The 24,158-nt window shown below is 41.6% G+C and carries 21 protein-coding genes and 1 pseudogene; 15 read left to right on the forward strand and 7 right to left on the reverse strand.

The window, feature by feature from the left end:
• Window positions 1–94 precede the first annotated feature (94 nt).
• Window positions 95–4,669 (forward strand): PAS domain S-box protein, encoded by a 4,575-nt coding sequence (locus V7L05_RS14250; RefSeq protein ID WP_335164818.1) that lies wholly within the window; start codon window positions 95–97, stop codon window positions 4,667–4,669.
• Between the two features lie 106 nt (window positions 4,670–4,775).
• Here V7L05_RS14250 and V7L05_RS14255 read toward each other — a convergent pair whose 3' ends face one another.
• Complete coding sequence (locus tag V7L05_RS14255; protein WP_335164820.1) at window positions 4,776–5,258, reverse strand: DUF4168 domain-containing protein; 483 nt, start codon at window positions 5,256–5,258, stop codon at window positions 4,776–4,778.
• A gap of 109 nt (window positions 5,259–5,367) precedes the next feature.
• Entirely contained in the window at window positions 5,368–6,357 is a 990-nt protein-coding gene (gene holA, locus V7L05_RS14260; RefSeq protein WP_335164822.1) for a DNA polymerase III subunit delta, read from the reverse strand.
• A 254-nt stretch (window positions 6,358–6,611) separates the two neighbouring features.
• Between holA and V7L05_RS14265 the strand changes: the two genes are divergently transcribed.
• Window positions 6,612–7,403 carry a DUF1868 domain-containing protein gene (locus V7L05_RS14265; RefSeq protein WP_335164823.1) on the forward strand — a complete coding sequence of 264 codons (792 nt, stop codon included), beginning with the start codon at window positions 6,612–6,614 and terminating at the stop codon, window positions 7,401–7,403.
• Between the two features lie 705 nt (window positions 7,404–8,108).
• Here V7L05_RS14265 and V7L05_RS14270 read toward each other — a convergent pair.
• Both V7L05_RS14270 and V7L05_RS14275 read right to left on the reverse strand, forming a co-directional pair.
• On the reverse strand, window positions 8,109–8,879 hold the full coding sequence (locus tag V7L05_RS14270) for an RDD family protein (RefSeq protein ID WP_335164824.1): 771 nt from the start codon (window positions 8,877–8,879) through the stop codon (window positions 8,109–8,111).
• A gap of 45 nt (window positions 8,880–8,924) precedes the next feature.
• Entirely contained in the window at window positions 8,925–9,770 is an 846-nt protein-coding gene (locus V7L05_RS14275; protein ID WP_335164826.1) for a hypothetical protein, read from the reverse strand.
• Window positions 9,771–9,850: 80 nt separating this feature from the next.
• Between V7L05_RS14275 and V7L05_RS14280 the strand changes: the two genes are divergently transcribed.
• The 13 genes and pseudogenes from V7L05_RS14280 (at window position 9,851) to V7L05_RS14340 (ending at window position 21,338) form a co-directional block, all read left to right on the forward strand.
• Window positions 9,851–10,810 (forward strand): stage II sporulation protein M, encoded by a 960-nt coding sequence (locus V7L05_RS14280; protein ID WP_335164828.1) that lies wholly within the window; start codon window positions 9,851–9,853, stop codon window positions 10,808–10,810.
• Window positions 10,811–11,107: 297 nt separating this feature from the next.
• On the forward strand, window positions 11,108–12,151 hold the full coding sequence (pstS, locus tag V7L05_RS14285) for a phosphate ABC transporter substrate-binding protein PstS (RefSeq protein WP_335164829.1): 1,044 nt from the start codon (window positions 11,108–11,110) through the stop codon (window positions 12,149–12,151).
• A gap of 88 nt (window positions 12,152–12,239) precedes the next feature.
• On the forward strand, window positions 12,240–13,241 hold the full coding sequence (pstC, locus tag V7L05_RS14290; protein WP_335164831.1) for a phosphate ABC transporter permease subunit PstC: 1,002 nt from the start codon (window positions 12,240–12,242) through the stop codon (window positions 13,239–13,241).
• A gap of 186 nt (window positions 13,242–13,427) precedes the next feature.
• The gene (gene pstA / locus V7L05_RS14295) at window positions 13,428–14,309 is read left to right on the forward strand and encodes a phosphate ABC transporter permease PstA (protein WP_335164833.1); all 882 of its coding nucleotides are present in this window, start codon (window positions 13,428–13,430) and stop codon (window positions 14,307–14,309) included.
• 33 nt (window positions 14,310–14,342) lie between these two features.
• On the forward strand, window positions 14,343–15,122 hold the full coding sequence (gene pstB, locus V7L05_RS14300) for a phosphate ABC transporter ATP-binding protein PstB (RefSeq protein WP_335164834.1): 780 nt from the start codon (window positions 14,343–14,345) through the stop codon (window positions 15,120–15,122).
• Window positions 15,123–15,370: 248 nt separating this feature from the next.
• Window positions 15,371–16,150, forward strand: coding sequence for a phosphate ABC transporter ATP-binding protein (locus V7L05_RS14305; RefSeq protein WP_335164835.1), 780 nt, complete (start codon window positions 15,371–15,373; stop codon window positions 16,148–16,150).
• A 404-nt stretch (window positions 16,151–16,554) separates the two neighbouring features.
• Entirely contained in the window at window positions 16,555–17,835 is a 1,281-nt protein-coding gene (locus V7L05_RS14310) for an IS1/IS1595 family N-terminal zinc-binding domain-containing protein (protein ID WP_442937859.1), read from the forward strand.
• A gap of 84 nt (window positions 17,836–17,919) precedes the next feature.
• Window positions 17,920–18,624 (forward strand): SDR family oxidoreductase, encoded by a 705-nt coding sequence (locus V7L05_RS14315; RefSeq protein WP_335164839.1) that lies wholly within the window; start codon window positions 17,920–17,922, stop codon window positions 18,622–18,624.
• Between the two features lie 106 nt (window positions 18,625–18,730).
• The gene (gene hppD / locus V7L05_RS14320; protein WP_335164841.1) at window positions 18,731–19,816 is read left to right on the forward strand and encodes a 4-hydroxyphenylpyruvate dioxygenase; all 1,086 of its coding nucleotides are present in this window, start codon (window positions 18,731–18,733) and stop codon (window positions 19,814–19,816) included.
• Window positions 19,813–20,274, forward strand: coding sequence for a GNAT family N-acetyltransferase (locus V7L05_RS14325; RefSeq protein ID WP_335164843.1), 462 nt, complete (start codon window positions 19,813–19,815; stop codon window positions 20,272–20,274). Before hppD ends, V7L05_RS14325 begins: the two co-directional genes overlap by 4 nt.
• Window positions 20,275–20,332: 58 nt before the next feature.
• A pseudogene (miaE, locus tag V7L05_RS14330) lies at window positions 20,333–20,497 on the forward strand (tRNA isopentenyl-2-thiomethyl-A-37 hydroxylase MiaE); the annotation flags it as partial.
• 18 nt (window positions 20,498–20,515) lie between these two features.
• The gene (locus tag V7L05_RS14335) at window positions 20,516–20,920 is read left to right on the forward strand and encodes a VOC family protein (protein WP_335164845.1); all 405 of its coding nucleotides are present in this window, start codon (window positions 20,516–20,518) and stop codon (window positions 20,918–20,920) included.
• An 88-nt stretch (window positions 20,921–21,008) separates the two neighbouring features.
• Window positions 21,009–21,338, forward strand: coding sequence for a hypothetical protein (locus tag V7L05_RS14340; protein ID WP_335164847.1), 330 nt, complete (start codon window positions 21,009–21,011; stop codon window positions 21,336–21,338).
• Window positions 21,339–21,369: 31 nt separating this feature from the next.
• Here the strand turns inward: V7L05_RS14340 and V7L05_RS14345 are convergent, their stop codons facing one another.
• The 3 genes from V7L05_RS14345 to V7L05_RS14355 are packed head-to-tail and all read right to left on the reverse strand — an operon-like array spanning window position 21,370 to window position 24,039.
• A complete protein-coding gene (locus tag V7L05_RS14345) occupies window positions 21,370–22,077 on the reverse strand; it encodes a diacylglycerol/polyprenol kinase family protein (protein WP_335164848.1) in 708 nt (235 codons plus the stop codon).
• A 3-nt stretch (window positions 22,078–22,080) separates the two neighbouring features.
• The gene (locus V7L05_RS14350) at window positions 22,081–22,251 is read right to left on the reverse strand and encodes a hypothetical protein (protein ID WP_335164849.1); all 171 of its coding nucleotides are present in this window, start codon (window positions 22,249–22,251) and stop codon (window positions 22,081–22,083) included.
• 12 nt (window positions 22,252–22,263) lie between these two features.
• A complete protein-coding gene (locus V7L05_RS14355) occupies window positions 22,264–24,039 on the reverse strand; it encodes a DUF3685 domain-containing protein (protein WP_335164851.1) in 1,776 nt (591 codons plus the stop codon).
• Between the last annotated feature and the right edge of the window lie 119 nt (window positions 24,040–24,158).

The following is a 24,158-nucleotide window of genomic DNA, read 5'->3' on the forward strand; positions in this document are numbered from 1 at the left end:
AAGGGGTGGCTTAAAATACAAAGGATATAAATAGTTAAACCGTAAGAAATACGTAAGTTTACTACGCTAGATAGATGCGGTTAGAGAACACTAAATGTTAAATGTTAACCGCTTGCGGCTGCAAGATAGATTCAAAATTCCGACAAATTCACTTGTGGCAAAAGTCGCAAGTGCGATCGCTGTTTTTGTTGGCAGCTTTGTACTAATTGGCTGGTACCTTGGCATTGAAGTTCTGAAGCGCGGCTTCCCTGGTAGTCCTGCCACAATGAAAGTCAACACAGCGCTATGTTTTGTGCTGTGTGGTGTGTCGCTGTGGCTATTTTTAAAAGCAGGGGGAGACAATTCCAATTCAAAATTCAAAATTCAAGTTGCGCTGGAAGCGCACCAAAGGTGCGATTCAAAATTATTTCCCCACTTTCCCACTCTTCTAATTTCTCAGGTCTGTGCAATAGCTGTCACTACAGTTGCGGCGTTCACACTCTGTGAATATCAGTTCGGCTGGAATTTCGGCATTGACGAGCTACTATTTCCTGATTCACCAACTAGTATAACGACATCGCATCCGGGGCGAATGGGGGTGAATACAGCACTGAACTTTATACTGGTCAGCGTCGCCCTACAGATTTTAATTCATCCAAAAACCCACCGCAGTTATTGGTATGCTCAGATTATCGCTCTGATCACTACTTTAATTTCCTTTCAGGCGCTCATGGGCTATGCCTATAAAGTGAAAGTTCTCTACGGACTTGCCCCTTATACAACATCAATGGCGTTACACACAGCCGTGTTGTTCCTCTTACTAAGTATGGGCATTCTGTGGGCGCGGGCAGAACAAGGATTAATGAGGGTAGTTACAAGTGATACTTATGGCGGCTTACTTGCACGTCGTTTATTAATTGCCGCGATCGCAGTACCTTTTGGATTAGGGTGGGTAATTGTTGAAGGTCAACGGGCTGGACAATACGATCCGGCGTTTGCAATATCAGTTTTTGCGATCGTCCTGATTGTGATTTTTACTATTTTGATTTGGCAAAGTGCCAGGGTTATTCAACGCCTCAGCCTTCAACGCGACTACGCTCAAGAAGCACTGAGAACCTATGAAGCTAAACTAGGAAGTTTTGTAGATGCGAATGTCATCGGCATTCTGTTTGGCGACGTGTATGGCGGTATCCAGCAGGCAAACGACGAATTCTTGAGGATGATTGGTTACACGCGGGAGGATTTGTTAGCAGGTAGGTTAAGTTGGCGCAATATTACACCACCAGAGTATTTATACTTGGATCAGCGAGGTGTCGCCGAAGCAAAAGGAAACACCAACGCGGCTTGTACGCCCTACGAGAAAGAATATATTCGCAAGGATGGTAGCCGCATCTCGGTTTTAGTTGGTTACGTGCTGCTAGGAGAAAACCGGGAAGAGTCAGTAGCGTTTATCCTCGACTTGAGCGAACGCAAGCAAGCAGAAGCAGAGCAACAAAAATTAGTATCGCTGGTAGAAAATAGCTCTGACTTTATCGGCATCGCTACTCTTGAAGGTAAATTATTGTATATAAATGATGCAGGTCAAAAGCTGGTAGGGCTTGCCAGCCTTGATGAAGTGAAGCAAAAAGCAGTATTAGATTACGTCATGCCCAAAGACAAAGCCTATTTTCAAGAACATATACTGCCGACTGTGCTATCACAAGGGCGCTGGCAGGGAGAATTTTGCTTCCGCCATCTCCAAACAGATCAACCGATACCAGTTGATTACAATATCTTCACTGTTACAGACAACAACACAGGTCAGCCAATTGCCTTAGCAACTGTGACTCGCAACATCAGTGAGCAAAAGCAGAGCAAAGAAAAAATCTTACAACTAAACAAAGATTTACAGCGTCGCATTACTGAGTTACAAACTTTGTTGGAGGTAATTCCGATTGGAATTGGCATTAGCGAAGATCCAGGATGCCAAAATATCAAAGTCAATCCTTCTTTTGCCAAGCAGTTGGGGATATCCTCAGATAATACCTCCCTCAGTACTTCCTGGGACGAAAAATCGACAAGCTTTAAATTCTACCGCGAGGGAAAGGAACTGTCAGCAGAGGAACTCTCAATGCAATACTCTGCTACTCATGGTGTCGAAGTTCTGGATTGTGAAGTCGATGTCGTCCATGAAAATGGAAAAATAATCAACCTGTTGGAGTATGTTGCACCCCTATTTGACGAAGAGGGGAAAACCAGAGGAAGCGTTGGTGCATTTTTAGATATTACGGAGCGCAAACAAGCAGAGGAAGTACTCCTAAATCAGCAAAAATGGCTGGAGGATGTGTTAAATCTGATGCCAAGACCGTTGCTGTTTATTGAACCAGGAACGGCGCGGGTAACTTTTGCCAACCGCTCTGCTAACGAATTAGCTGGGGGCGAATTTCCCAAAGGTGTACCAGCCGCAGATTATCACACAGTTTACCACTACACGAATGCAGCTGGCGATCGCATCCCCAATGAGCAAATGCCAGGAGTGCGGGTTGCCCTTGGCGAACGCCTGAACGGATTGGAAGTAGACTGGCACACTCCCGGTGGTGTGCGCTCTCTACTGATATTTGCTGATACCCTGCCAGCAATGCACGGTCATCCGGCTACCTGTATCTTGGTGTTCCAAGAAATCAGCAACCTCAAGGTGGCACAAAAAGCACTTTCGTTAAGTTACAAAAGGCTAAAGTTACTATTTGACACCGCTAACGATTTACTATCGAGCCAGCAACCAGTAGTACTAATTGATAGCGTCTACCAAAAACTCTCACAGCAAATTGGTTTAGATGTTTACTTTAATTATTTGGTTGAGAATAACTCTCAGAAAATGCGGCTAGAGTCTTACAGTGGTATATCTTCGGAACTGGCAAAGGAAATTGAATGTTTGGCATTTGGTGAAGCGGTTTGCGGTACTGTAGCCCAGGAGCGTTGTGCAATAGCTCTAGAGAATGTGCAGCAATCAACTGAAGAGAAAACAGAATTGATTCGCTCTTTAGGTATTACTGCTTATTATGGTTATCCATTGATCGCCCAAGGACGGCTGTTAGGTACTCTTTCATTTGCGAGCCGCACTCGGTTAAGCTTCACCGAGAATCAAAAGGGGATGATGCAAGCAGTATGCGACCAAATAGCGATCGCAATGGAACGGGCTAGTTTAATTGCTTCTTTGCAACAACAAACTGAGCAGTTACAAGAGGCTAACCGGATGAAGGATGAGTTTCTGGGGATATTGTCTCACGAATTGCGATCGCCCCTGAATGCCATCCTGGGCTGGGCGCAATTACTGCAACGAAGTAAGCTCAACGAAACCCTAATGGCTAGGGCTGTGGAGACAATTGAACGCAATGCCAAAGCGCAAACCCAGCTAATTGAAGACTTGCTGGATATATCACGGATGATTAGAGGTAAGTTACAGCTCAATGTCCGTACTTGCAATTTAGTTCCGATGATTGAGTCAGCCATCGAAACTGTTAGTCTAGCCGCCCAGTCCAAGGAAATAGATTTAAGATTTTCCCTGATTCCCGCAAAAGAAACGCCAAATGCGCCACCGGGGATACTCCCCGTGGACACTTTCGCGCGAAATTCAGATTTGGGATTAGGAATCAACCCCGAAAATCTAGAATCTTCAGAAGCACAATCACAAACTAATCAAGACTCAGAGAACAGCAAGCTAGGTGAAAATTCTCAATTCTTAGTTTCTGGGGATTTCGAGCGTTTACAACAAATTATCTGGAATCTGCTATCGAATGCCATCAAATTCACACCCGTGGGAGGACGGGTAGAGGTGCAATTGTCAATAGTCACTGGCCAAGAAAAACAACAGACAACAGATAAAAAACTCCACCCACAAGGGGATGGAGTTTTTGGGCATGGGGAATGGGGCATGGGGCATGGGGAAGAAGTTACCAATGCCCAATGCCCAATGCCCCAAGCGACGGGGCGACTATCCCTCTCCACCCACGAGGGGATGGAGTTTCCCGCCGATTTCAATAAATATGCCCAAATTCAGGTGATTGATACAGGCATTGGTATCAGTCCTGACTTTCTTCCTTACGTGTTCGATCGCTTTCGTCAAGCTGATAGTTCTAGCACTAGATCCTATGGTGGATTAGGACTAGGATTAGCGATCGTCCGTCATTTAGTAGAATTACATGGCGGTACTGTCCACGCAAATAGTCCAGGTAAAGAACAAGGAGCGACGTTTACAGTCAAAATACCACTTTTGAAGAGTCCGCCCTTTTGCCCTTGCGCCCCTTTGCATCTCTCTGGTGTCCCCTTCTCCCTGTTTGGCGTGCGTGTGCTAGTTGTAGATGACCAAGCCGATACCCGTGAATTCATCACCACAGTCCTCCAACAGTACCAAGCCGAAGTTCAGGCTGTAGCATCAGTTTCAGAAGCATTGCAGGTAATTACACAGTGGAAACCAGATGTTTTAGTCAGCGACATCGGTATGCCCCAAGAGGATGGTTATTCTTTGATCCGCAAACTGCGATCGCAACCACCAGAATTAGGGGGAAATATTCCCGCCGCCGCTCTGACAGCTTATGCGAGGGCAGAGGATCGGATGCGAGCTATACAAGAAGGTTATCAGCTACATTTACCTAAACCTATTGAAGCAGCTGAGTTAGCGACAGTAGTCGCCAGTCTTGTTGGACGGACTTAGAGGGAGTGGGGAGTGGGGAGGGGGATGAGGGGGATGAGGGAGATAAGGGGGTCTAAATCCCCGTTACAAAACTGTACTTCCGACTTCCGACTTTCGACTTGTTTCACTACCGAGACTCAGGAGTTTGTTGCAGGCGTAATAGGCTATCGTAAACCTGCCGTTTTAATAAATTGTTATTTTGTAGTTCCATAGTAATTTTGTTGAACTGATCAAAGCTCAAACCATTATCTTGGACAATTTTTTGAGCGCGGGTACAGTAATTCACTGCGATATCTTGAGCCTTCTTGGGAAGACCATTTATGCTGTTAGAATCATTACAAACAATCTTGGGAATTTCTCCATTGCCAATAAGTTTTTTAATTTCTTCAAAGGCGCTTTGACGTGCTGGCTCCATTGCTAGCACGGATTGAGCATAGCTGGTGATTTCAGTATTGTTAACTATTGGTGGTGGAGTTTGACCATAAGCTTTTGAACTCAATGAAAAAGCGTTGAAAATCACACCCGCAGTAGCGATCGCGCCGAAAAAGAATGATGGGGAAAGGATTTCCTTTCGGCTAGATCGGGAAAATAAATTGGAAATTTTCTTCATATAGTGTGTGAGACAAAACTACATCAGGGATATTATAAAGACTTGGAATTATTTTCGGAGTCGGAAGTTCCAGCAACTGTTAAATACATCAACCTTTTATATTTGAGTGTCAATTGCCTCGGCATACTTGACAAAGTTCGATTGTTTTAGTCTGGAGTGTTGACATTTCTGATGCTCCTTGCTTGAGGCTCACTTCTAACTCCAATAGTAGGGGTAAGCAAGAGATTAACTGTTGCACAGAAAGCAGTCTGATTTCTTGCTGTAAGAAGTAGATCCGTTTGGGATTACCGATATCAGCAGCAATAGCTATCGCTTGTTGATTCCGTTCCCCACTTTCCATCATAATCTTCACCCATAGCCAAGTGCGAAATTGTCCAATCAGTGTGGCAACTATCCGTAATCCCGGCTCGGAAGCATTGCTCAAATCTGCCAAGGTTGTCAAAGCTTTAGCTGTATCTCCTGTTCTGATTGCTGCTGCTAATTGTAAGCTATTTTGAGTAGTATTTCTTACTAGCTTCGTAACGGTATCTACATCTAAAGGCTTATTGCTACCTTGGGCATATAGCCGCAATTTCTCCAACTCATTGTAGAGTAATCGTGTATCATTTCCTACAGATTCTGCCAACAACTGGGCAGTATTGGCAGTCAGTTTCACGCCCACAATCTGGGCTGCTTGATTAACAGATTGCACCAGTAATTCTGTTTTCCAAGGGGGAATGAGCGGAAATTCTCGGAACTCGGTGGCAAATTGTTTTAACAATTTCGTAGATTTGAGGCGTTCATCTGGCTTATTCCGGCTGGTGAGCAACAAAAATGAGTTTTCGGGAATCACAGGAAGCGATCGCACCAGTTCTCCTAACACATTCTCTGGACAGTGCTGGCACAGAGTAGTATTTATCAGCCATACCAAACGCCCACCAGCGCCAAAAGTGGGTGTCATCACCTGATTTAACCCCTGGATCGCCGCATCAGCTTGATCTGGGGCGAATGAAGTGTAATTAAAACTTATCCATTGGGGATCGAGGATGCGATCGCGCAGCATAGCGATCGCTTTTTCTATAGCAAAATCATCCTCACCCCAGTAAACATAGATTGGCATAGACTAACCTCTTACTGGGACATTGGGCATGGGGCATGGGGCATAGGGCATTGGGCATTGGGCATTGGGCATGGGACATTGGGCATTGGGCATTGGTGAAGAGTTAATATTTATAACTCCTAACTCCTAACTCCTAACTCCTAACTCCCCACTCCCCACTCCCCACTCCCAAAACTAAATACTTTTGAAATCATTCTGTTAATCGGGATAATTTTCCCTAAAATCTATCAAGTGAGAGCGTGAGGCTATGAAGATTGGACGACAACTATCAAACTTACTTAAATCGGTTAGCACGACTGACGCTGCCAGAAGCCTACAGATCCCAAGTCCAGCATATTCAGGAATCTTATAAATTTCAGCCACATTCTGGCTTGAGACAAGCAGCATCCTTTCCTGGCTATACGCTAATTACCCCGCCTGCGGCAGAAGAAGAATCACAAAACTCTGCTTTCTATGCCAAATTACAGACTTACCAACAGGAACTTTTGCAGTTGCCTGTAAACCGTAATTTGATTGTACCTGTACCTCCTGTTAGCTTCCATCTAACTTTGGCGGATTTAATTTGGGACGGTGCTTACCTTGACGCCTGCGAAAAAAATCCCAAATTTGACGAGGAGTTACACTCTTGTTTTGCCGAAATGTTTCAGAAATATCAACAATTGATGACAAACAGGAGTCATCCGATTAAATGGCAAGTGCTGGGACTGATACTGATGCCAAGAGCTGTAGCCGTTTGTTTAGTACCCCAAGATGAACGTTGCTACGAGGAAATTATTAAATTTCGCCGAACAATTTATCAAAATCCCAAGTTAATTGCTTTGGGTATTGAGCAGCATTATCACTTTACAGCCCATGTTACATTAGCCTACTTTGGGGAGGTTTCATCTGACTTAGACCGCACAAGTTTCAGCACAATGCTTTCTCAGTTGAATGAACAATGGCTGTTAAATTTGCCAGAATTTTTGATTCATCGCGTCGAATTGCGAAAGTTTGATGACATGACACGCTATTATCGTGAACCAGACTGGCCGAGTTTTAATTTTTAAGTAATTAGTTAGTAGTCAGTAGTTTCCACTCACTCACTGACTACTGATTATTAGTTATGTCTTCCTGAAAACGAAGCAATTATCTAAAATAGTTGAAAATTACAACATATAAATAAAAGTAAATTAGTTAGTCACAGAAGTAGACGCTGCCTCGGCGAGTCAGCCCCTTCGGGGAATTAAAAATTAAAAATTAAAAATTAAAATCCCCATAAATAAATTTATTTGCTCTGAAAACTTGGACTAAGAGTGCCTTATGCAAACGCTAGCGGCACAATTGTTTCTACGTTATCCATAAATAAATTTAGTTGCTCTGTATCCTTTTCTTCTTCGGTCAAGAGACATGGCTAGTCAAGAGACATCGCCTCTACGAGAGTTATAAATATAGTAATTTTGGCAGCGACAAGCCGTAATTACGCTGGGGCGATCGCTTCAACTAGAGCGCCAGTCCAGTAGAAGTAGTTGACGTATAATCCAGGATATGTGTGTTGTGTAAATTAAACTTTTAGGCTGAAGTTTAAATGCGTAGGCGTAGCCCGTCGTAGACATCGCTCAAAACCAGACCTAAATATTTAGCCATCAATCAGCGTTTTGACCAGCAACACATAATTTTGTGTTTGTCAATTGTTGCACCTGGCGCGCGAGTTATAATCGCCCAGCGAGTAATAAATTAGACTTTTCTAACAACCTCTAAATAAAATCTCCAGCCTAAAATTCAGGTTGTTGATAAACAAGGTAAATTGCTTCTAAAAAAACATCCGGTGTCACAGCTTCTGGCAACTTTTCTAAATTAATAATACTTACAACTTGCTCGGCTAACTTGAGAGATAGTAATGCTCTTGGCTTTAATGACATTGCAGCACGTCGCTGCAAATACTCACGAATAACAGCAAAATCATCTGGCATCAATGATGATAAATCAGCAATTTGTACTAATTGTTCATGAAGTACCTTAGCCTGTTCTGAAATCATCAATATCGCTGATGCAGTCGTTGTTTGGGTTTGAATCACAATTGTGCCAGCTGCCAAATCACCTAAGCGCTTTTCTTGACGGCCAAACATAATTAAAAATGCGCCAATAAACAAAGTTTCATCAAAGGGTCGCAGTAAGGCACGTAGCGTTGCTTGTTGTAGCCCGATGAGTCTTCCATCATCTCGAACTACGCGAATTTTAGCAATACGTTTACCAGGGGTTTGTCCAAACCATAAGGTTTCAAAAAATACAAAATAACTGATGTAAATTGCAAAGGCGATAATGAAGAAAATTGCTATTAACCAAATTCCTAAATTCTGAGCCTCAAAAAAATTGAATAGTTGCGTCGAAAAGACAGTCCAGGTAAGGAAAAACACAAGCAAGGTTACAGCCAAGACTGTATAATCAATCAACAGTGCTAAAGCTCGATTGCCGATTCCCGCTAAAGTAAATTCCAACTCTACACTTTCTGGAGTCTGGAATGTAATGCGATTAAAAAAGCGCATATTTTAACTAATTGAAAATTAATAGAGTTGAATTAAAGTGTTGAATTAACGAAAATCTTGCGAGGGAGGCTCTCGTAATTGCAAACCTAGACCCTCACGCCGACTACGCAAGTCAAAGTATAAAACAGCTTTTAGTGCTTGCCAGAATGGCATCACAAAAACTCCACCGATTAAGCTGCTGATCAAAGAAATAATATACACAATTCCGTAGATAGTAGAACCTCGCTCAAGCTTTAAGAGGAATAGGTTGGGTATATAGTTTAATACAAATACCAGCGGTAGTGTAACGAAAAAAGAAATTAAAACGACGCCCTGAATGCGAAGTACTGAAGCTTTAGTTAACTCCCAACTTCTCACAACACTTTCGGCACCATTGATATTTTCCTCAACAGCTAGCGGTAACTCAGCTACTACCCAACGCGAGTAGAACCAGGTTAGTCCCAATATCACAAGAACTACCGTTACAATTACTCCCATAATTGTGCCTATAATACCTGCACTAACACCTAATATCCCTCCTAAGACTACTCCCAGCAAGCCACCCACGACACCACCCGCGATCGCTAATCCCAAATAAATTAAAAGCATTGATATTCCTACTTGAAAACCAACACTTAAAAATGACCAAAGACGTGGATTAATATGGCTTCTGGCAGTTTGGACACTTTCAGGTTGGTAAATTAATTCTCCAAAAGCCAAGCGTGAAATTAGTCCACAGATGGCTGCATATTTTGCCCAGCCGTAGATCGGAACTATAATCCACAAGTGAGCAATTAAAGCCAGTTTCAGATAAGTTTTCAGATGAGAACGATACAACCGTACCGCAGCAGTGACAACGTTACCGATACTCAGTGGTTGTATCTGACCGGGAGAACCAAAGTTTTCAGACATAATGGTAAATTTCCCTTGAAACTACGGAGATGAAGTTGAGGCTATTTTAAGCTAAGTTAAACTCAGTGTTCCCAAAATTCATGAATATTCAACGTTGGATTGCACGACGAGAATCGAATTGGCAGCGTCTGGATGCCCTATTAAGGCAGATAGAAAAAAAAGGGTTAAAGTCCCTACGGGCAGCAGAAATTAGAGAGTTAGCGAGTTTATATCGTTCAGTGGCGGCAGATTTGGCTCGTGCCCGCACTCAGCAAATCGGCAATACTTTGATTCAAAGTTTACAATCTTTAACAACTCGTGCCTATACGCAGATTTACCAAGGTTCGCGGCGACAAGAATGGCAGGCAATCCGAGAATTTTACAGTTGGGGATTACCATCTGTAATCCAAAAAACATTTGCATATATTGCGGCGGCGACGGCGCTGTTTGTACTGGGGGCGCTAGTGGCTTGGTGGTATTCCTGGCAAAATCCTAGTTTTATGTCGTTGATAGTACCTGAAAGTTTGATTACCAAGGTGCGAGATGAGCATAAATTGTGGATGGGGTCAATTGTCGGCGTTGAACCTCTGGCATCCAGCAGTATCATGATCAATAACCTGTCGGTGTGTTTTGGGGCTGTTGCTGGTGGCATCACGGCTGGAGCATACACAGCTTATTTGATGGTATTTAATGGCTTATTAATTGGTGCTGTTGGTACTTTAGTTGGTCAAAATAATCTGGCTTATCCTTTTTGGGCGTTTGTGTTTGGGCATGGTTCTTTAGAATTACCTGCGATCTTTTTTGCTGGAGGTGCGGGATTTTTATTAGCAAGAGCAATTTTATTTCCTGGTAAATATCGCCGTGGAGATGCACTGAAATTGTACGGTTATCAGGCGGTGCAGCTAGTATTTGGGATTGTCCCAATGTTGATTATTGCTGGTGCGATCGAAGGCTTTTTTTCTCCTAATCCCAGCATACCTGATGCAATTAAATATCTGGCAGGAATCGGATTATTTATACTTTTAGTAATGTATTGTAGCCGCAAGCATGAAAATATTTAGGTGGCGGCTGATTGGTAAGAGTTTCTCGCACTACCAGAAACTAAACCATATTGCGAGTACGGCGATATGGAGAAGCTTGAACATTCACTTTTAATTATTTAAATTAAACTGAAGTTTGTTATCAACATAATTTTAGCAAACTAATGTATTCAATCAAATCTCAATAGATATAAAAATATTTAAAGTAAGATTTAAACCCGCCTTAATCCTTTGTTTATTCATCGTTAACCATAAAAAATGTAAGTTAATTTAAGGCTGAAAGTACAGCAGAGAAGTATTCCTTTAATTAGAGGTAATATGATTTTTTTGACCACCATTTTGAATCGTGTCATTGCTACTTCAGTGGTGACAACTTCTGTTGCACTTAGTCCATTTTTTGGTGCGATCGCACAAGCTGAAACTCTGAATGGTGCAGGAGCAACTTTTCCGGCTCCACTTTACGAACGCTATGCTCGTGAAGTCAAGAAGAAATATCCAGACTTGAAAATTAACTACCAAGCAATTGGTAGCGGTGGTGGTATTCGTCAAGTTATTGCTGGAACCGTTGACTTTGGTGGTAGTGATGCTGCAATGAAAGATGATGAAATCGCTAAAGTCAAGAACGGTGTAATCTTAGTACCTACAGCAGGCGGTGCCGTTTCTGTTGTTTACAATCTTCCAGGCGTTAATAATCTCAAATTGTCCCGCGCTACACTACCAGCAATTTTCTCAGGTCAAATTACCAAATGGGATGACCAAAAAATTAAAGCTGATAATCCGGGCGTAAATCTACCAAATCAATCAATTAAATTTGTTGTTCGCGCTGATGGTAGCGGTACAACTTTCATTTTCACCAATCACTTGAGTGCTACCAGTGGTTATTTTAAAGGTAGAGTTGGAACTAACACTGCTCCCAAATGGAATCTGCCAAACGTCCTCAAAGGCAAAGGCAATCCAGGCGTAGCTGCCTTAGTATCTCGTACTTCCGGTTCTATTGGTTATGTAGAATATAGCTACGCTGTCCAAAATAACCTGAAATCAGCACTGGTACAAAATAAGAAAGGAGAATTTGTTGCTCCTTCTTTAGAATCTGCAAATGCAGCTTTGTCAACTGTGAATTTTCCAGACAACTACCGCGTTTTCGTCGGAGAACCAGCACAGGGTTATCCGATCGTCGGTCTTACTTGGATGCTGGTTTACAAACAGTATGCTAATGCTTCCAAAGCTGATGCTGTCAAGAAATGGATTAATTGGGTATTGAAAGACGGTCAACAATATAACGATGATCTCAACTACACCAAAATTCCATCTGATGTAGCAAATCGGGTGCTTCAGACAGTGAATAGCTCTGTGAAACCTTAATTTGCAATCTTAGTACTTTCCTCTCCTAATAGGGTGAGTTAACAACTCACTCTAATAGTAATAAAAAAATCTATTTGATTGATTTGTAATGGCAAATTCATCTGAACCAGCCCACAGAAATTCATCGCATGATTCAAACCTAGATGATGAAAATTTCAATTTAACAGCTATCGGCGGCACAAATTTATGGTTTGACCAAGGTTTTACACGGCTAGTATACTTTTTTGCCGTGATTACCGTTGCAGTGCTATTTGTGATGAGTTGGGTAATTTTACACGAAGCTCTACCAGCCATGAAACAGTTTGGGCTGGGGTTTTTGTGGGATCGAGATTGGGATACAGGTAATCAGATTTTTGGTGCATTACCCTATATTTATGGAACTTTGGTGAGTAGCGCGATCGCTATTTTATTCGCTGTCCCAGTCGGAATAGCAGTAGCCTTAGTCACGAGTGAAAATTTCTTACCTTCATCGCTGCGAACAACTTTAGCATTTGTTGTTGAATTAATTGCAGCAATTCCTAGTGTCATTATTGGTTTGTGGGCGATTTTTGTCTTTATTCCAGTTCTAGAACCTCTACAAAAGTGGCTAGCCAGCACTTTTAAATGGATACCACTTTTTAATACAGAAGACCCTTCAGGGACTAATATGTTAACTGCTGGAATTATTCTAGCCATCATGATTTTGCCCACAATGGCAGCAATTACTCGTGATGTCTTAATGGCTATCCCTAAAGAATTACGTAGCGCATCTATGGCTTTGGGTGGTACTCGTTGGGAAACAATTTTTCGGGTCTTGCTACCAGCTGGATTTTCGGGAATGGTGAGTGCAGGAATGCTCGCATTAGGACGTGCTTTGGGTGAAACAATGGCTGTCACTATGGTGATTGGCAACTCTGCTCAAATCAGTCCTTCTTTACTCGATCCAGCTTATACAATTCCCTCTGTATTAGCTAATGAATTTGCCGAAGCTGAACCAGGATTACATATAGGCGCTTTAAGCTATTTGGCCTTGATTTTGTTTGGCTTGACTCTGGCTGTAAATATTGGCGCTGTACTATTGGTGAAGTGGGTTGGCAGAAAAAATGCATAATACTATTTCAGTTTAAGATTGACAACTCATTTAGGATTGCTATAACGGGACTTAAACAAAAATTAAATTCTCTTTTTTTCTATTTGTGCCTTTTGTATTTCTTTAATAAAAGCAACTTTCATAACACCGATAAAATTTCTCATTTCAGTGTTACAAGACCTTTATAAATCAAAATTTATAAAAAATATGAGTGGTTACATCCAGCCTGAAACTGATGAATCTCTGGCGACAGAATTATGCAGTCCTCTGCCAAAAGAGCGAGTAATATTTACTTATGTAATGAATGCGATCGCCTTTGGTTTGACAGGTCTAGCACTCATTCCTTTATTATCAATTTTGTGGGAAATTCTCGTCCGGGGAATATCTGGACTCAAATCAGATATGTTTGTCAAAGCAGTAATTGACAATGGCTTTGGCAATGCTATCCTGGGAACCATAATCATGGTGCTAATTGGTGCTATTTTAAGCATTCCCACAGGGGTAATGACAGGAATTTTCTTGGCAGAATTTGGTCAAACCAATCCAATTGGTGGTATTGTTCGTTTTATCAGTAGTATTCTCACAGGCGTGCCTTCAATTGTTGTAGGCGTATTCGCTTACGGTGTGATAGTTTTGGTAACTAAAGGATTTAGTGCGATCGCAGGTGGTTTTGCTTTAGCTGTGATTATGCTACCTGTGATTATACTGACAACAGAAGAATCCTTAAAACTTATTCCTATATCTCAACGCCTCGCCTCCTCTGCTTTAGGCGGAACTCGCTTCCAAACTACTTTTCGCATCGTTGTGACTGCTGCAATTCCCGGAATTACTACAGGCATTTTATTAGCTGTAGCTCGTGCTGCTGGTGAAACAGCACCCTTAATTTTTACTGCTTTATTTAGTCTAGATTGGTCAGAAGGATTGTTAAGTCCAACAGCTTCCTTACCAGTATTGATTTTTAACCTCTACAACGACCCCGACCCGCAAAAAAGCCAATTAGTATGGACTACTGCTATAGTTCTACTCGGCTTAATTTTATCTGTCAGTATTGTCTCTCGTTTAGTTATTAGACAGAGAAGAATCAAGTAAAAATAATTTTTTATTTCGCATTTTGGGCAAGTTATGAATAAGCTAATTCCAGCTATCAAAGTTAAAAATATCAGTTTTTACTATGGCACAATAAAAGCAATCGAAAAGGTGTCAATGGATATTTGTCAGAATCAAGTAACCGCAATTATTGGCCCTAGTGGTTGTGGTAAATCTACCTTCATCAAAATGCTGAATCGCATTAGTGAATTAGAAGGCCCAGTGAAACTTGAAGGAGATGTAGAATTTTTTGGTCAGAATATTTATGCTCCTCGTGTCAACATCAATCGGTTACGCCGCCAAATTGGTATGGTGTTTCAAAAACCGAATCCTTTTCCGATAAGTATTTACGAAAATGTTGCCTACGGTATGAGAATAGCAGGCAGGTATTCAAAAGTAGAATTAGATGAAATCGTCGAATCTGCACTTCACAGCGCTGCTCTTTGGAATGAAGTGAAAGATAAACTGAATAAATCAGCTTTAGGGCTTTCTGGTGGTCAACAACAAAGATTATGTATTGCCCGTGCTTTAGCAGTCAAACCAAAAGTTCTGCTGATGGATGAGCCTTGCTCGGCTCTTGACCCCATTGCCACTATGAAAATTGAGGAACTGCTCCATAGTTTGCAGTCTCAGTTGACAATTGCGATCGTTACTCACAATATGCAGCAAGCCGCTCGCGTCTCTGATTTTACCGCTTTCTTCAGCACCGATGAAAGTCGCATTGGTCAAATGGTTGAATTTGGCGCTACAGAGCAAATCTTTAACAACCCACTAGACCCCCGCACCCGCGACTACATTTCAGGGCGTTTCGGTTAAGGTATGTCCTAGCGTGGCTTAATAATTTTTGTCGAAGCATTTAGTGCCAGAGGATACTCTAGGACTTACGCACTGTACAAAGGAATAATCTTGATAATAAATACTTATTAACACTTTATCTGCTGTATGACTACCGTATAGCTACGTAATTTCTATGAATATCTCCTTTTGGGAGTAACATAGTGAAACAGCAGCGCTGATTTGTAGTATTTTAGTTAATCAAGTTTTATTTCACACGTTTTGGGAATATGAGTAAACTAATTCCAGCCATCAGAGTCAAAAACTTCAGCTTCTATTACGACACTCAAAAGATAGTTGAAGGCGTGTCAATGGATATTTACCAAAACCAAGTCACGGCAATTATTGGTTCTAGTGGTTGTGGCAAGTCTACTTTTCTCAAATCGTTAAATCGCATGGGTGAATTAGAAGGAGAAGTCAGGGTTGAAGGAAAAGTAGAATTTTTTGGGCAGAGTATTTATGAGCGTCGTATTAACATCAATCGCTTACGTCGCCAAGTTAGTATGGTTTTTCCCAAGCCAAATCTTTTTCCCATGAGCGTTTACGATAATGTTGCCTATGGGGTGAAATTAGTTGGATGGCATCCAAAAGTAGAATTAGATGGAATCGTTGAATCTGCCATCAAAGCTGCCGAACTTTGGGATGAAGTAAAAAATAAGCTGCACAAATCTGCTTTAGAACTTTCTGGTGGTCAACAACAAAGATTATGTATTGCCCGTGCTTTAGCAGTCAAACCGAATGTTCTGTTGATGGATGAACCTTGTTCAGGTCTTGATCCTGTTGGTAGTATGAAAATTGAGCATCTGATCCATAACTTGCGCTCTGAGTTGACAATTGTGATTGTTACTCACAATATGCAGCAAGTTACTCGCCTATCTGATTTTACGGCTTTCTTTTGTAGTAATGATAATCGCATTACTCAAATGGTTGAATTTGGTACTACAAATAAAATCTTTACTAACCCCCTGGATTCTCGCACCCGCGACTACGTTTTCGCCCGCGTCAGTTGAAGTGTTTCGATTCTAGCTATTTAGAGAGCTACAATATGCTGCGAGAGGGAATCAGGAGTTGAATTTAATTCTCACTCGCATACAGTTGTTCCTTTCCTTGAGCAATAAAAACCGACTTTAACGGTATTTCTTTATACCAAATGCTGTCGGGTCATTTGACCCGACAGCATTTTTTCACCCATAATTAACTTTACATTGCGTAACATGGTTTGATTTATTCTTGCCTACTTAATTTAGCTATTCAGAGAATTACAACATAGTGCAAGCGGAAATTAGGGGTTGAATTTCATTTCCCCTTGCTTTGAGTTTTTCTTCTGTTGGGCAGTACGAACTGACATTGACAGTATTTTTTTAGACTATATATTGAAAGAGAAGTATCTGCTCTAGACCACCTGAATCACAAAATGAAATGTCCCCGGTGCGAATCTACTTCATATCGTAAAAATGGTCGTCGGAATGACAAGCAGAATTACCTCTGCAAAAATTGTGGTAAACAATTCCTTGAGTCTGTATTCCCTCATTCCTTGGAAAGTGAATTGCTTGTTAACAGCAACGGACATACTAAAGTATCTATGGCTGAAGCGACGGAAGTTCCTTTAGTCAAAAACCCGCCAGAAGAAAAAGCCACAGAGAAAAGTCTTGGCTCTTGTAGTTTGACATTAGCTGAAGAACTGCTGCAAACTATATTATCGCCTGATTGGTTAGAATCTGCTGCGTTTAGTCAATTGCTCCTGAAAATTCAGCAAAAAAATGAAATTAAACATCAATTAGAAACAGGAATCTCTCTTCTACTTTTGGATGCAGAAAACTTAAAATTAGATATTAATTCAGAACTGTTTTTAGCTAGTATCTGTGAGTATCCTCTCCAAGTCAAAATTGCATTTGCTAACTGGAGAAATCCCAGCATTGGGAAGCAAGATATTGAGCTATATAATCGTGGCTATCAACTTGTCCATGTACCTGAAGGTAAAAATAGTGCTGATGCAAAAATGATCGCAATTGGTGCTTGTATTTTACGCTCTTATCCAACAGTTAAAGAAATCTTGGTCTGTTCTAGCGATGGAATTTTAATTCACCTCTGTAACGAACTCCAAAACCAGGGATTGATTGTCTATTGGGTACGTAGACAAGGGCAAGCTTTGCATATAGAAAACCGGAATACTAGCAAATTAACTCATTATTCCTTAGCAATGGCAACGGAAGTTCCATCCTTTGAAAAAGTGGTTGAGCAAATTCAAGATTTAATTAAAAATGAACAAGATTCAATCAATGCTCGATTAAACAGTTTAGCGGCTATTGCTAGCTTATTTCAAGAACAATGCGATATCAATATTAAACATAATCCCAAGCAACCAGAAATTCAGGAAATAATCCCGGTTTTAGATAATTCATTGACACAATCTATTCCAGAAGGAGAAAAAGAAAAGGCTGCGAAAATTTCTAATGGGAAAACATTAGATAAATTACTATTAAAAATCATTCAAGATGTCCAAAAAAAGTCTCCCAAAACTAAATTATTTGTGTCCAAGCTAGGTTCAGAATTACATAAAATAACCGGAGAATCTCCTAATTCAATTATTAAAAAATTAAAGTTAGGTTCCAATTTTACTAAATATCTAGAATCATCTCCCACATTTACATTAAAGGCGAGTGGCAAAGAATATGAGGTAATACCGCTACTCTAGTAAATACTTTCTGGATATCTACGTACAACCTGAGCCTGTAATTCAGTATTATGTAAAAAGATATAAATAAATGTAAATAATCCAATGCAGGATAAAGTTGTTGTTGTTGTCGGTGCTACTGGTGGTATTGGTTCAGCTTTAATACACAAACTTGCGCCTACCGGAGTCCGCTTGGTATTGGCTGCGAGAGATGCGATTCGTTTAACAACACTGGCGGCTGATTTACCAGGGCAAGTTTTGAGCGTTCCCACCGATATTACTGACCCCCAACAAGTAGATACTTTGATAGAAAAGGCGATCGCTGAATTTGGTCAAATCGATATTTTGGTGAATGCAGCTGGTGCTGGTATACTCAAGCCTTACAACAGCCTGGAACCCGCAGATTTAGACAAGATGCTAGATGTCAACTTAAAAGGCAGCTTTTACACCACTCAGGCGGCGGCTGAAGAGATGCAAAAGCGCAAGTCTGGTCACATCTGTAATGTGGTAGGAATTCTGGGCAAGCATTCGATGGCGATGGCGGCGGCTTATTCTGCTTCTAAGTTTGGTGTTGTCGGTTTCAGCAAATGCATGGCAGAGGAACTCAAGCGTTTTGGTATCAAGTTCACGCTATTCTACTTTGGTGGGGTAGATTCTCCTTTCTGGGATAATGTCAATTTAAAAGTAGACCGGAAAAAAATGCTCAGTCCTGAAACTGCTGCCAATGCGATTTTCTTTGCCCTTTCTGCCGAACCGCAAGCTGTGCCAATGGAAATTAATATTCAACCTGATAGTCATTTGTTTTTTTAAAGTGGGAGTACGCCTAGATAATTCTTGCTTAGGAAGGACGTGAAAATCCAGTAAAAAAGGCAAAATTTACAGACATATAAACTGCTATGCTGGATTTTCAATATTTATGAAAATTGATCATGTTCATTTCTATGTAGAAGACGCCAAAGTATGGCGGGATTGGTTTGTACACCACCTTGGTTTTCAAGTAGTAGCCGATCGCATCAGTTCATTTCATACTTGTACAGAAGTGGTGGAAAGTGGTACTGTCTGCTTTTTTCTGTCTTCGCCACTGTTGCCCACAAGTCCAGTAGCTGAGTTTCTGCGTCAATATCCCCCAGGTGTGGCAGATGTCGCTTTTGCTGTCGAAGATGTAGAAAGCGCGATCGCACTAGCTCAACTGCACGGTGCGACAATCTTACAACCCATCCAGGAACGCCAGATCGGTACAGCATTCCTCAAGTGTGGCAAAATTGCCGCCTGGGGTGGACTAACTCATACGTTGATAGAAAGGTCATTAGTCAGTGGTCATTCGTCATTAGGACAAATGACAAATGACAAAGGACAAATGACAAATGACAACACCTTTACCGCCATAGATCACGTAGTGCTGAATGTGGCAGTTGGTGAATTAGAACGTGCTGTCGCTTGGTACGAAAAGATTCTAGATTTTCAACCCCAGCAAGCATTTAAAATCAAAACAGATCGCTCTGCTTTACACAGCCAGGTGATGGTTTCGCGCAATGGTAACGTCCAATTGCCAATTAATGAACCGGCTTCTAGCAATTCCCAAATTCAGGAGTTTCTCGATGTCAACCGGGGGCCAGGAATTCAACATATTGCCTTGCGGACGACTAATCTTGTGAGTGCGATCGCTAAATTTCGTGCCAGTGGTTTATCCTTACTCTCAGTTCCCGAAACCTATTACTCGCAACTAAAACAACGTTCAGGACTCACCCTATCACCTCTAGAACTAGAAGCGATCGCTCAACAAGAAATTCTGGTGGATTGGCAAGAATATACTCCCGTAGGGGCACAACAAACCGCGCCCCTACTACTGCAAATTTTCACCCAGCCCATTTTTGAACAGCCGACATTTTTCTTTGAGTTTATAGAGCGTCGTTTCCAAGCTAAAGGTTTTGGCGAAGGTAACTTTCGCGCCTTATTTGAAGCTATTGAAAGCGAACAAATCAAACGTGGTACCCTGCAATGATGCCTGAGTACAAAATATCAATTGAAATTCGGCCCGACTCAAAACAAATTGATTTTGTAGACAAGCAACTTCACGATTTCAATGTAGGCAAGATTGGAGATTACCAATATACGCCACTGTTTCTATTGCTTCGTGATTCAGAAAAAAATGTAGTAGGTGGCTTGGAGGGTTTTATCGGCTTGGGATGGTTCCATATCGGTACTCTCTGGATTGCAGAGGAGTTAAGAGGTTATGGATATGGAAAAGTACTGCTTTTGGCGGCAGAGCAAGAAGCTGTTAATTCTGGCTGCTTAAACGCATATGTTTTTACTTACAGCTTCCAAGCTCCTGAATTTTATCAGCACTTGGGGTATGAAGTTTTTGGAGAGTTAGAGGATTTTCCTCCAGGTCATCGTCGATACTTTCTTAAAAAGAGTTTACAAAAAAAGCTTCTATTTCACTTTCCAGGGAATGCTTAATTTCGTTCATAGCATCCGCAAGGTAGGCATCACTGTGCCAAAACGGGTAAATTGTATGTATCGTGGGTTAATAGTATCCGAGGCGCGTCACTACGGTATATATTGGGTATTAGCTGCTACTTATTTCGACAAAGAAATTCTCATGCAACGGCTTGATGAATTAGCAATTGTCGAAAGCGAGTTGCTGGCGACTTTGCACCCAGAACCTAGAATTCACAGTTAGTAGACTAACCCAACAGATATGAAGCTTCAGCTAACACACCTGAGACTGCTTGTCTCCAACTACAAAGATTCTTTTCTGTTCTACCGGGATCTGCTGAAATTTGATGTCGATTGGGGCGATGAAGATAGCGGATATGCTGAGTTTAATGCCGGACATCTCAAGCTGGGTTTGTTCAAAAAAGAATTAATGGCCCAAGTAGTCCCAAGAATCGAACAGCCTTCATATGTTGCCAATCGAGATAAAATTGTCTTGATTTTCGCAGTCGATAATGTGGATGAGGTCTATGAGCAACTAAAAGATCACAATGCGATCGTTGTGACTCAACCACAAGACCGCCAAGACTGGGGAATTCGCACAGCGCATTTTCGCGATCCTGATGGCAATCTCATCGAAATCTACAATAATCTAGGAATTATCACTTAAAGGAGAAATCTTCTTCTAATCCATTTAGTCGGTTGTGGATGCCAGAATAATTCTCTACCCCAAAGTATTGAGGGGATACTATAATTCCATGAGTAAGTTTCAAATCGATATCAACTTCAGCAATATAGATTTAGTTTCTCTTGAGACAGAAGACGATTTTCAAAGAGAGGCAAAAATATTACTACCAAAGGTACTGGTAAAACTAGGTGAAAATGTGGGTGAAAAGACTTGGGAAGAATTACAGCAAAAGCTGCAAGCCACTGGAGGTAAACTCAAATCTTCTCCAAGCGAGAAACGTAAGTTTATTCAAGAAACAGGAAGAACTTATCAACGAAATGCCAGTAACAGAGAAAGACAAGAACTGGAAGACTATATAGTAGAGCAATTACGCCAGCACAAGCAGCAAAGATCCACTTAAGCCTGATCTACGTGTATTGTAATTTCTATTTTTACAACCCCTGCATCATTACCCACACTACCCCAGCCGCTACTAGAGGCACGCTGAGGTTATCTGTGCCGTGGGGTGAGACTGCCTCTGCTAGGGTTGCGAAAGTAGCAGTTACCACCGCCGTCAACAAAGCCCATTTTAAACCTAAAGGCGTTGCTAGGGGACTCAGCGATGAACCAGGTAGCAGCAACAGCACTAAGAAAATCACTACTGTACTTGCTACAAACATTGCTGCTGAACCCTCCCAGGAACGCACAGAATTTCCCACTTGGTATTTATGCTGCCCGAAGCGTCTGCCGATTAATGCTGCCAATGCATCACCCCAAGTCATCGCCATTATCCCAGCAACAGCGATCGCGGCGCCATCTATTGGCCCCTCTGGTCGCCACAGTAGCCCGAACAGCAGCGTCACTGAGATAGCGAAATAAACCGTACCAGGTGAGCTATCCTGGGTATCCATTGCGCCAATGATTCGGTAGCGGTAAAACAGGTAGTTGAGTCCGATAAAGGTAGCAAAAGGGATAATTCCGATTTTCCAGTGGTTAAACAGCAGCAGGACGCCGAAAACCCACATCCCTGCACCAATATGGATCACTTTACGGGTCAAATCTGGCTTCACACCAAACAGCCTACGCAGTCCCTCGCCAATGACAAGCAGACCAGTAGCGTATACATAAGAAATTGCTAGCCCGATAAAATCATTTGTCATTTGTCATTTGTCATTGGGCATGGGGCATGGGGCATTGGGCATGGGGCATGGGGCACTTGTACTCAGCGTTGCCGTTGGCGTGGTAACAGAGCCTTGCCGAAGTGCAGCCTCTCGTAGAGAAGTATTGGCATTGGTTATTCCCCTTGTCTCCCTCATCCCCCTCATCTCCCTCATCTCCCTCATCCCTCACTTCGGTCGATCGCTATTTCGTCTCAGGTTCTTTTCTACTAACGATACGCTGCCAATACCTTGAAGAATACCACGACCGATTAAACCTAAACCGCGACCAACTATTTGGGTAAGAATAAAGACTATACCGCTACCTACAAAAGCTAATAGTGATTTTAAACGCGGTGCGATCGCATCACTAAATTCTAGGAGCAATGTCACTACTAAAGGAATATTAGAAAGTTTTTCTAACTCCTGATTTCGAGGAGCATAAACTGAAGTATTGGCAATGCCGCGAGGCGCAATTACAAATAGTTCGTATCGACTTTCAAAAACTGCTCTTGGCTCATTTATATAATTTTTTAATCGATATTTCCACGACAAATCATTTCTAAACCGTTCAATTTCTCTTGTGGAAATCAATTGGCGTCCATAGAAATTTTGCTTAATCTCTTCTACATCTGCTAAAGAATTTAGCAGTGGTTGCACTACCCCATTCGCTACCTGAATCAACAAGTTCTCTAAAATCATTAATGCCTGGAACTTAGCTTCAGCGCTCACTACTGGATAAGAGGTATTATCAATATTCAATTCTGTTTGAAATATTAGATAAGAATACAACTCACAAACTAGCGGAATTTTATTGAGAATATCTCTTTGCACAACTTCTGCATTTCGCAACAATAAATTAACAATTTCTATATTTTTCTCCCCGAATTTTACCCGAGAAAATTTTCCAAAAAAATCTGTAATTGCTGCTTGCCATAAATCGCTTATTAAGGTACTTCTTACTTCATATAATTGATTTATCTCTATTTGAGAAGCACGCAGTTGATCCAACTGTTCAGCTAATTTTTGCAGAATAAGATAAAGTAATTCCCGTTTTTTATTTTCACGAAAGATGTCAATTTCTAAAGGTATATCTGTTACATTTCGTAAAGAAAGTTGAAGTTTGGTAATGCAAGATGCAAACAAGTCAGATTGTAGCGCTCTTGGACTAAGTAAAGGTGGCACGGTTTGCCTTTGTTGAATGGCGCTACTCAACAAAGGAGTCAGAGGCGACTGTTCAGTAGGAATATCTTGCTCTTGCTTTTCTTGTGATGAAACCAACAACCGATTTAGCAACCAACGAGATGCTAGCAGTTCTCGCTTCTGTCCAGCTAGAATTGCTCGATCTAATACTGGTAGTCCGGGAACTTGTAATTGTGCTGTTACTGCGGCTAAGGTAACGTCAATATGAGCAATTCCTGACAAACGTAAATTATTTCGCAGTCTAGAGAAAGGGAGTGGGGAGTGGGGAGTGGGGAGTAGGGGTTTAGCATTGCTAAACCCGTACAGGGAGTGAGGAGTTATTATTGCTTCCGTGTCCTGGAACCAATAGGAACCACCATCTGCAACTTCTTGCATGGCGGCGACTAACTCAGGAAGTGGTGTACCTTTGGGACAGTAGCCATTAATACCAATAGATTTCGCGGCCAATAGCAGTCCTTGTTCTTGAATAGAACTGAGGAGCAAAATTGGCAGGTTGGGATATAAGGCTCTGAGTTGCCGACAGAATTGTAAACCTAGTTGTTGACTGGTGGTGGAGCGACCATTACCGAATTCCAAAACCACTAAATTTACTTGGTTGGGGTCTTTTTGGGCAATTTCTGCTAAAATCTGCAAGGCAGCAGTGTCAGTTTCTACCACTGCGATCGCTTCCAGGTTAGGAATTGCTTCCAGACCTACCCGTAATCCCAAACGAAAAATCGGGTCTTGGTCGATTAACAATAATTTTATCGGGCGATCGCTCATAGTCTACTCAATTACCGAAGCACTGTTTTTTAGCAATCAGAAAACATCTTTGATCCAAAACTTTGTCTTCCCCATTGTTACCTGTTTTCGCAAACTGATAAATCGATCATAATTGCCAT

The sequence above is a fragment of the Nostoc sp. genome (assembly GCF_036917755.1).
In the GTDB taxonomy this organism is placed as follows: domain Bacteria; phylum Cyanobacteriota; class Cyanobacteriia; order Cyanobacteriales; family Nostocaceae; genus Nostoc.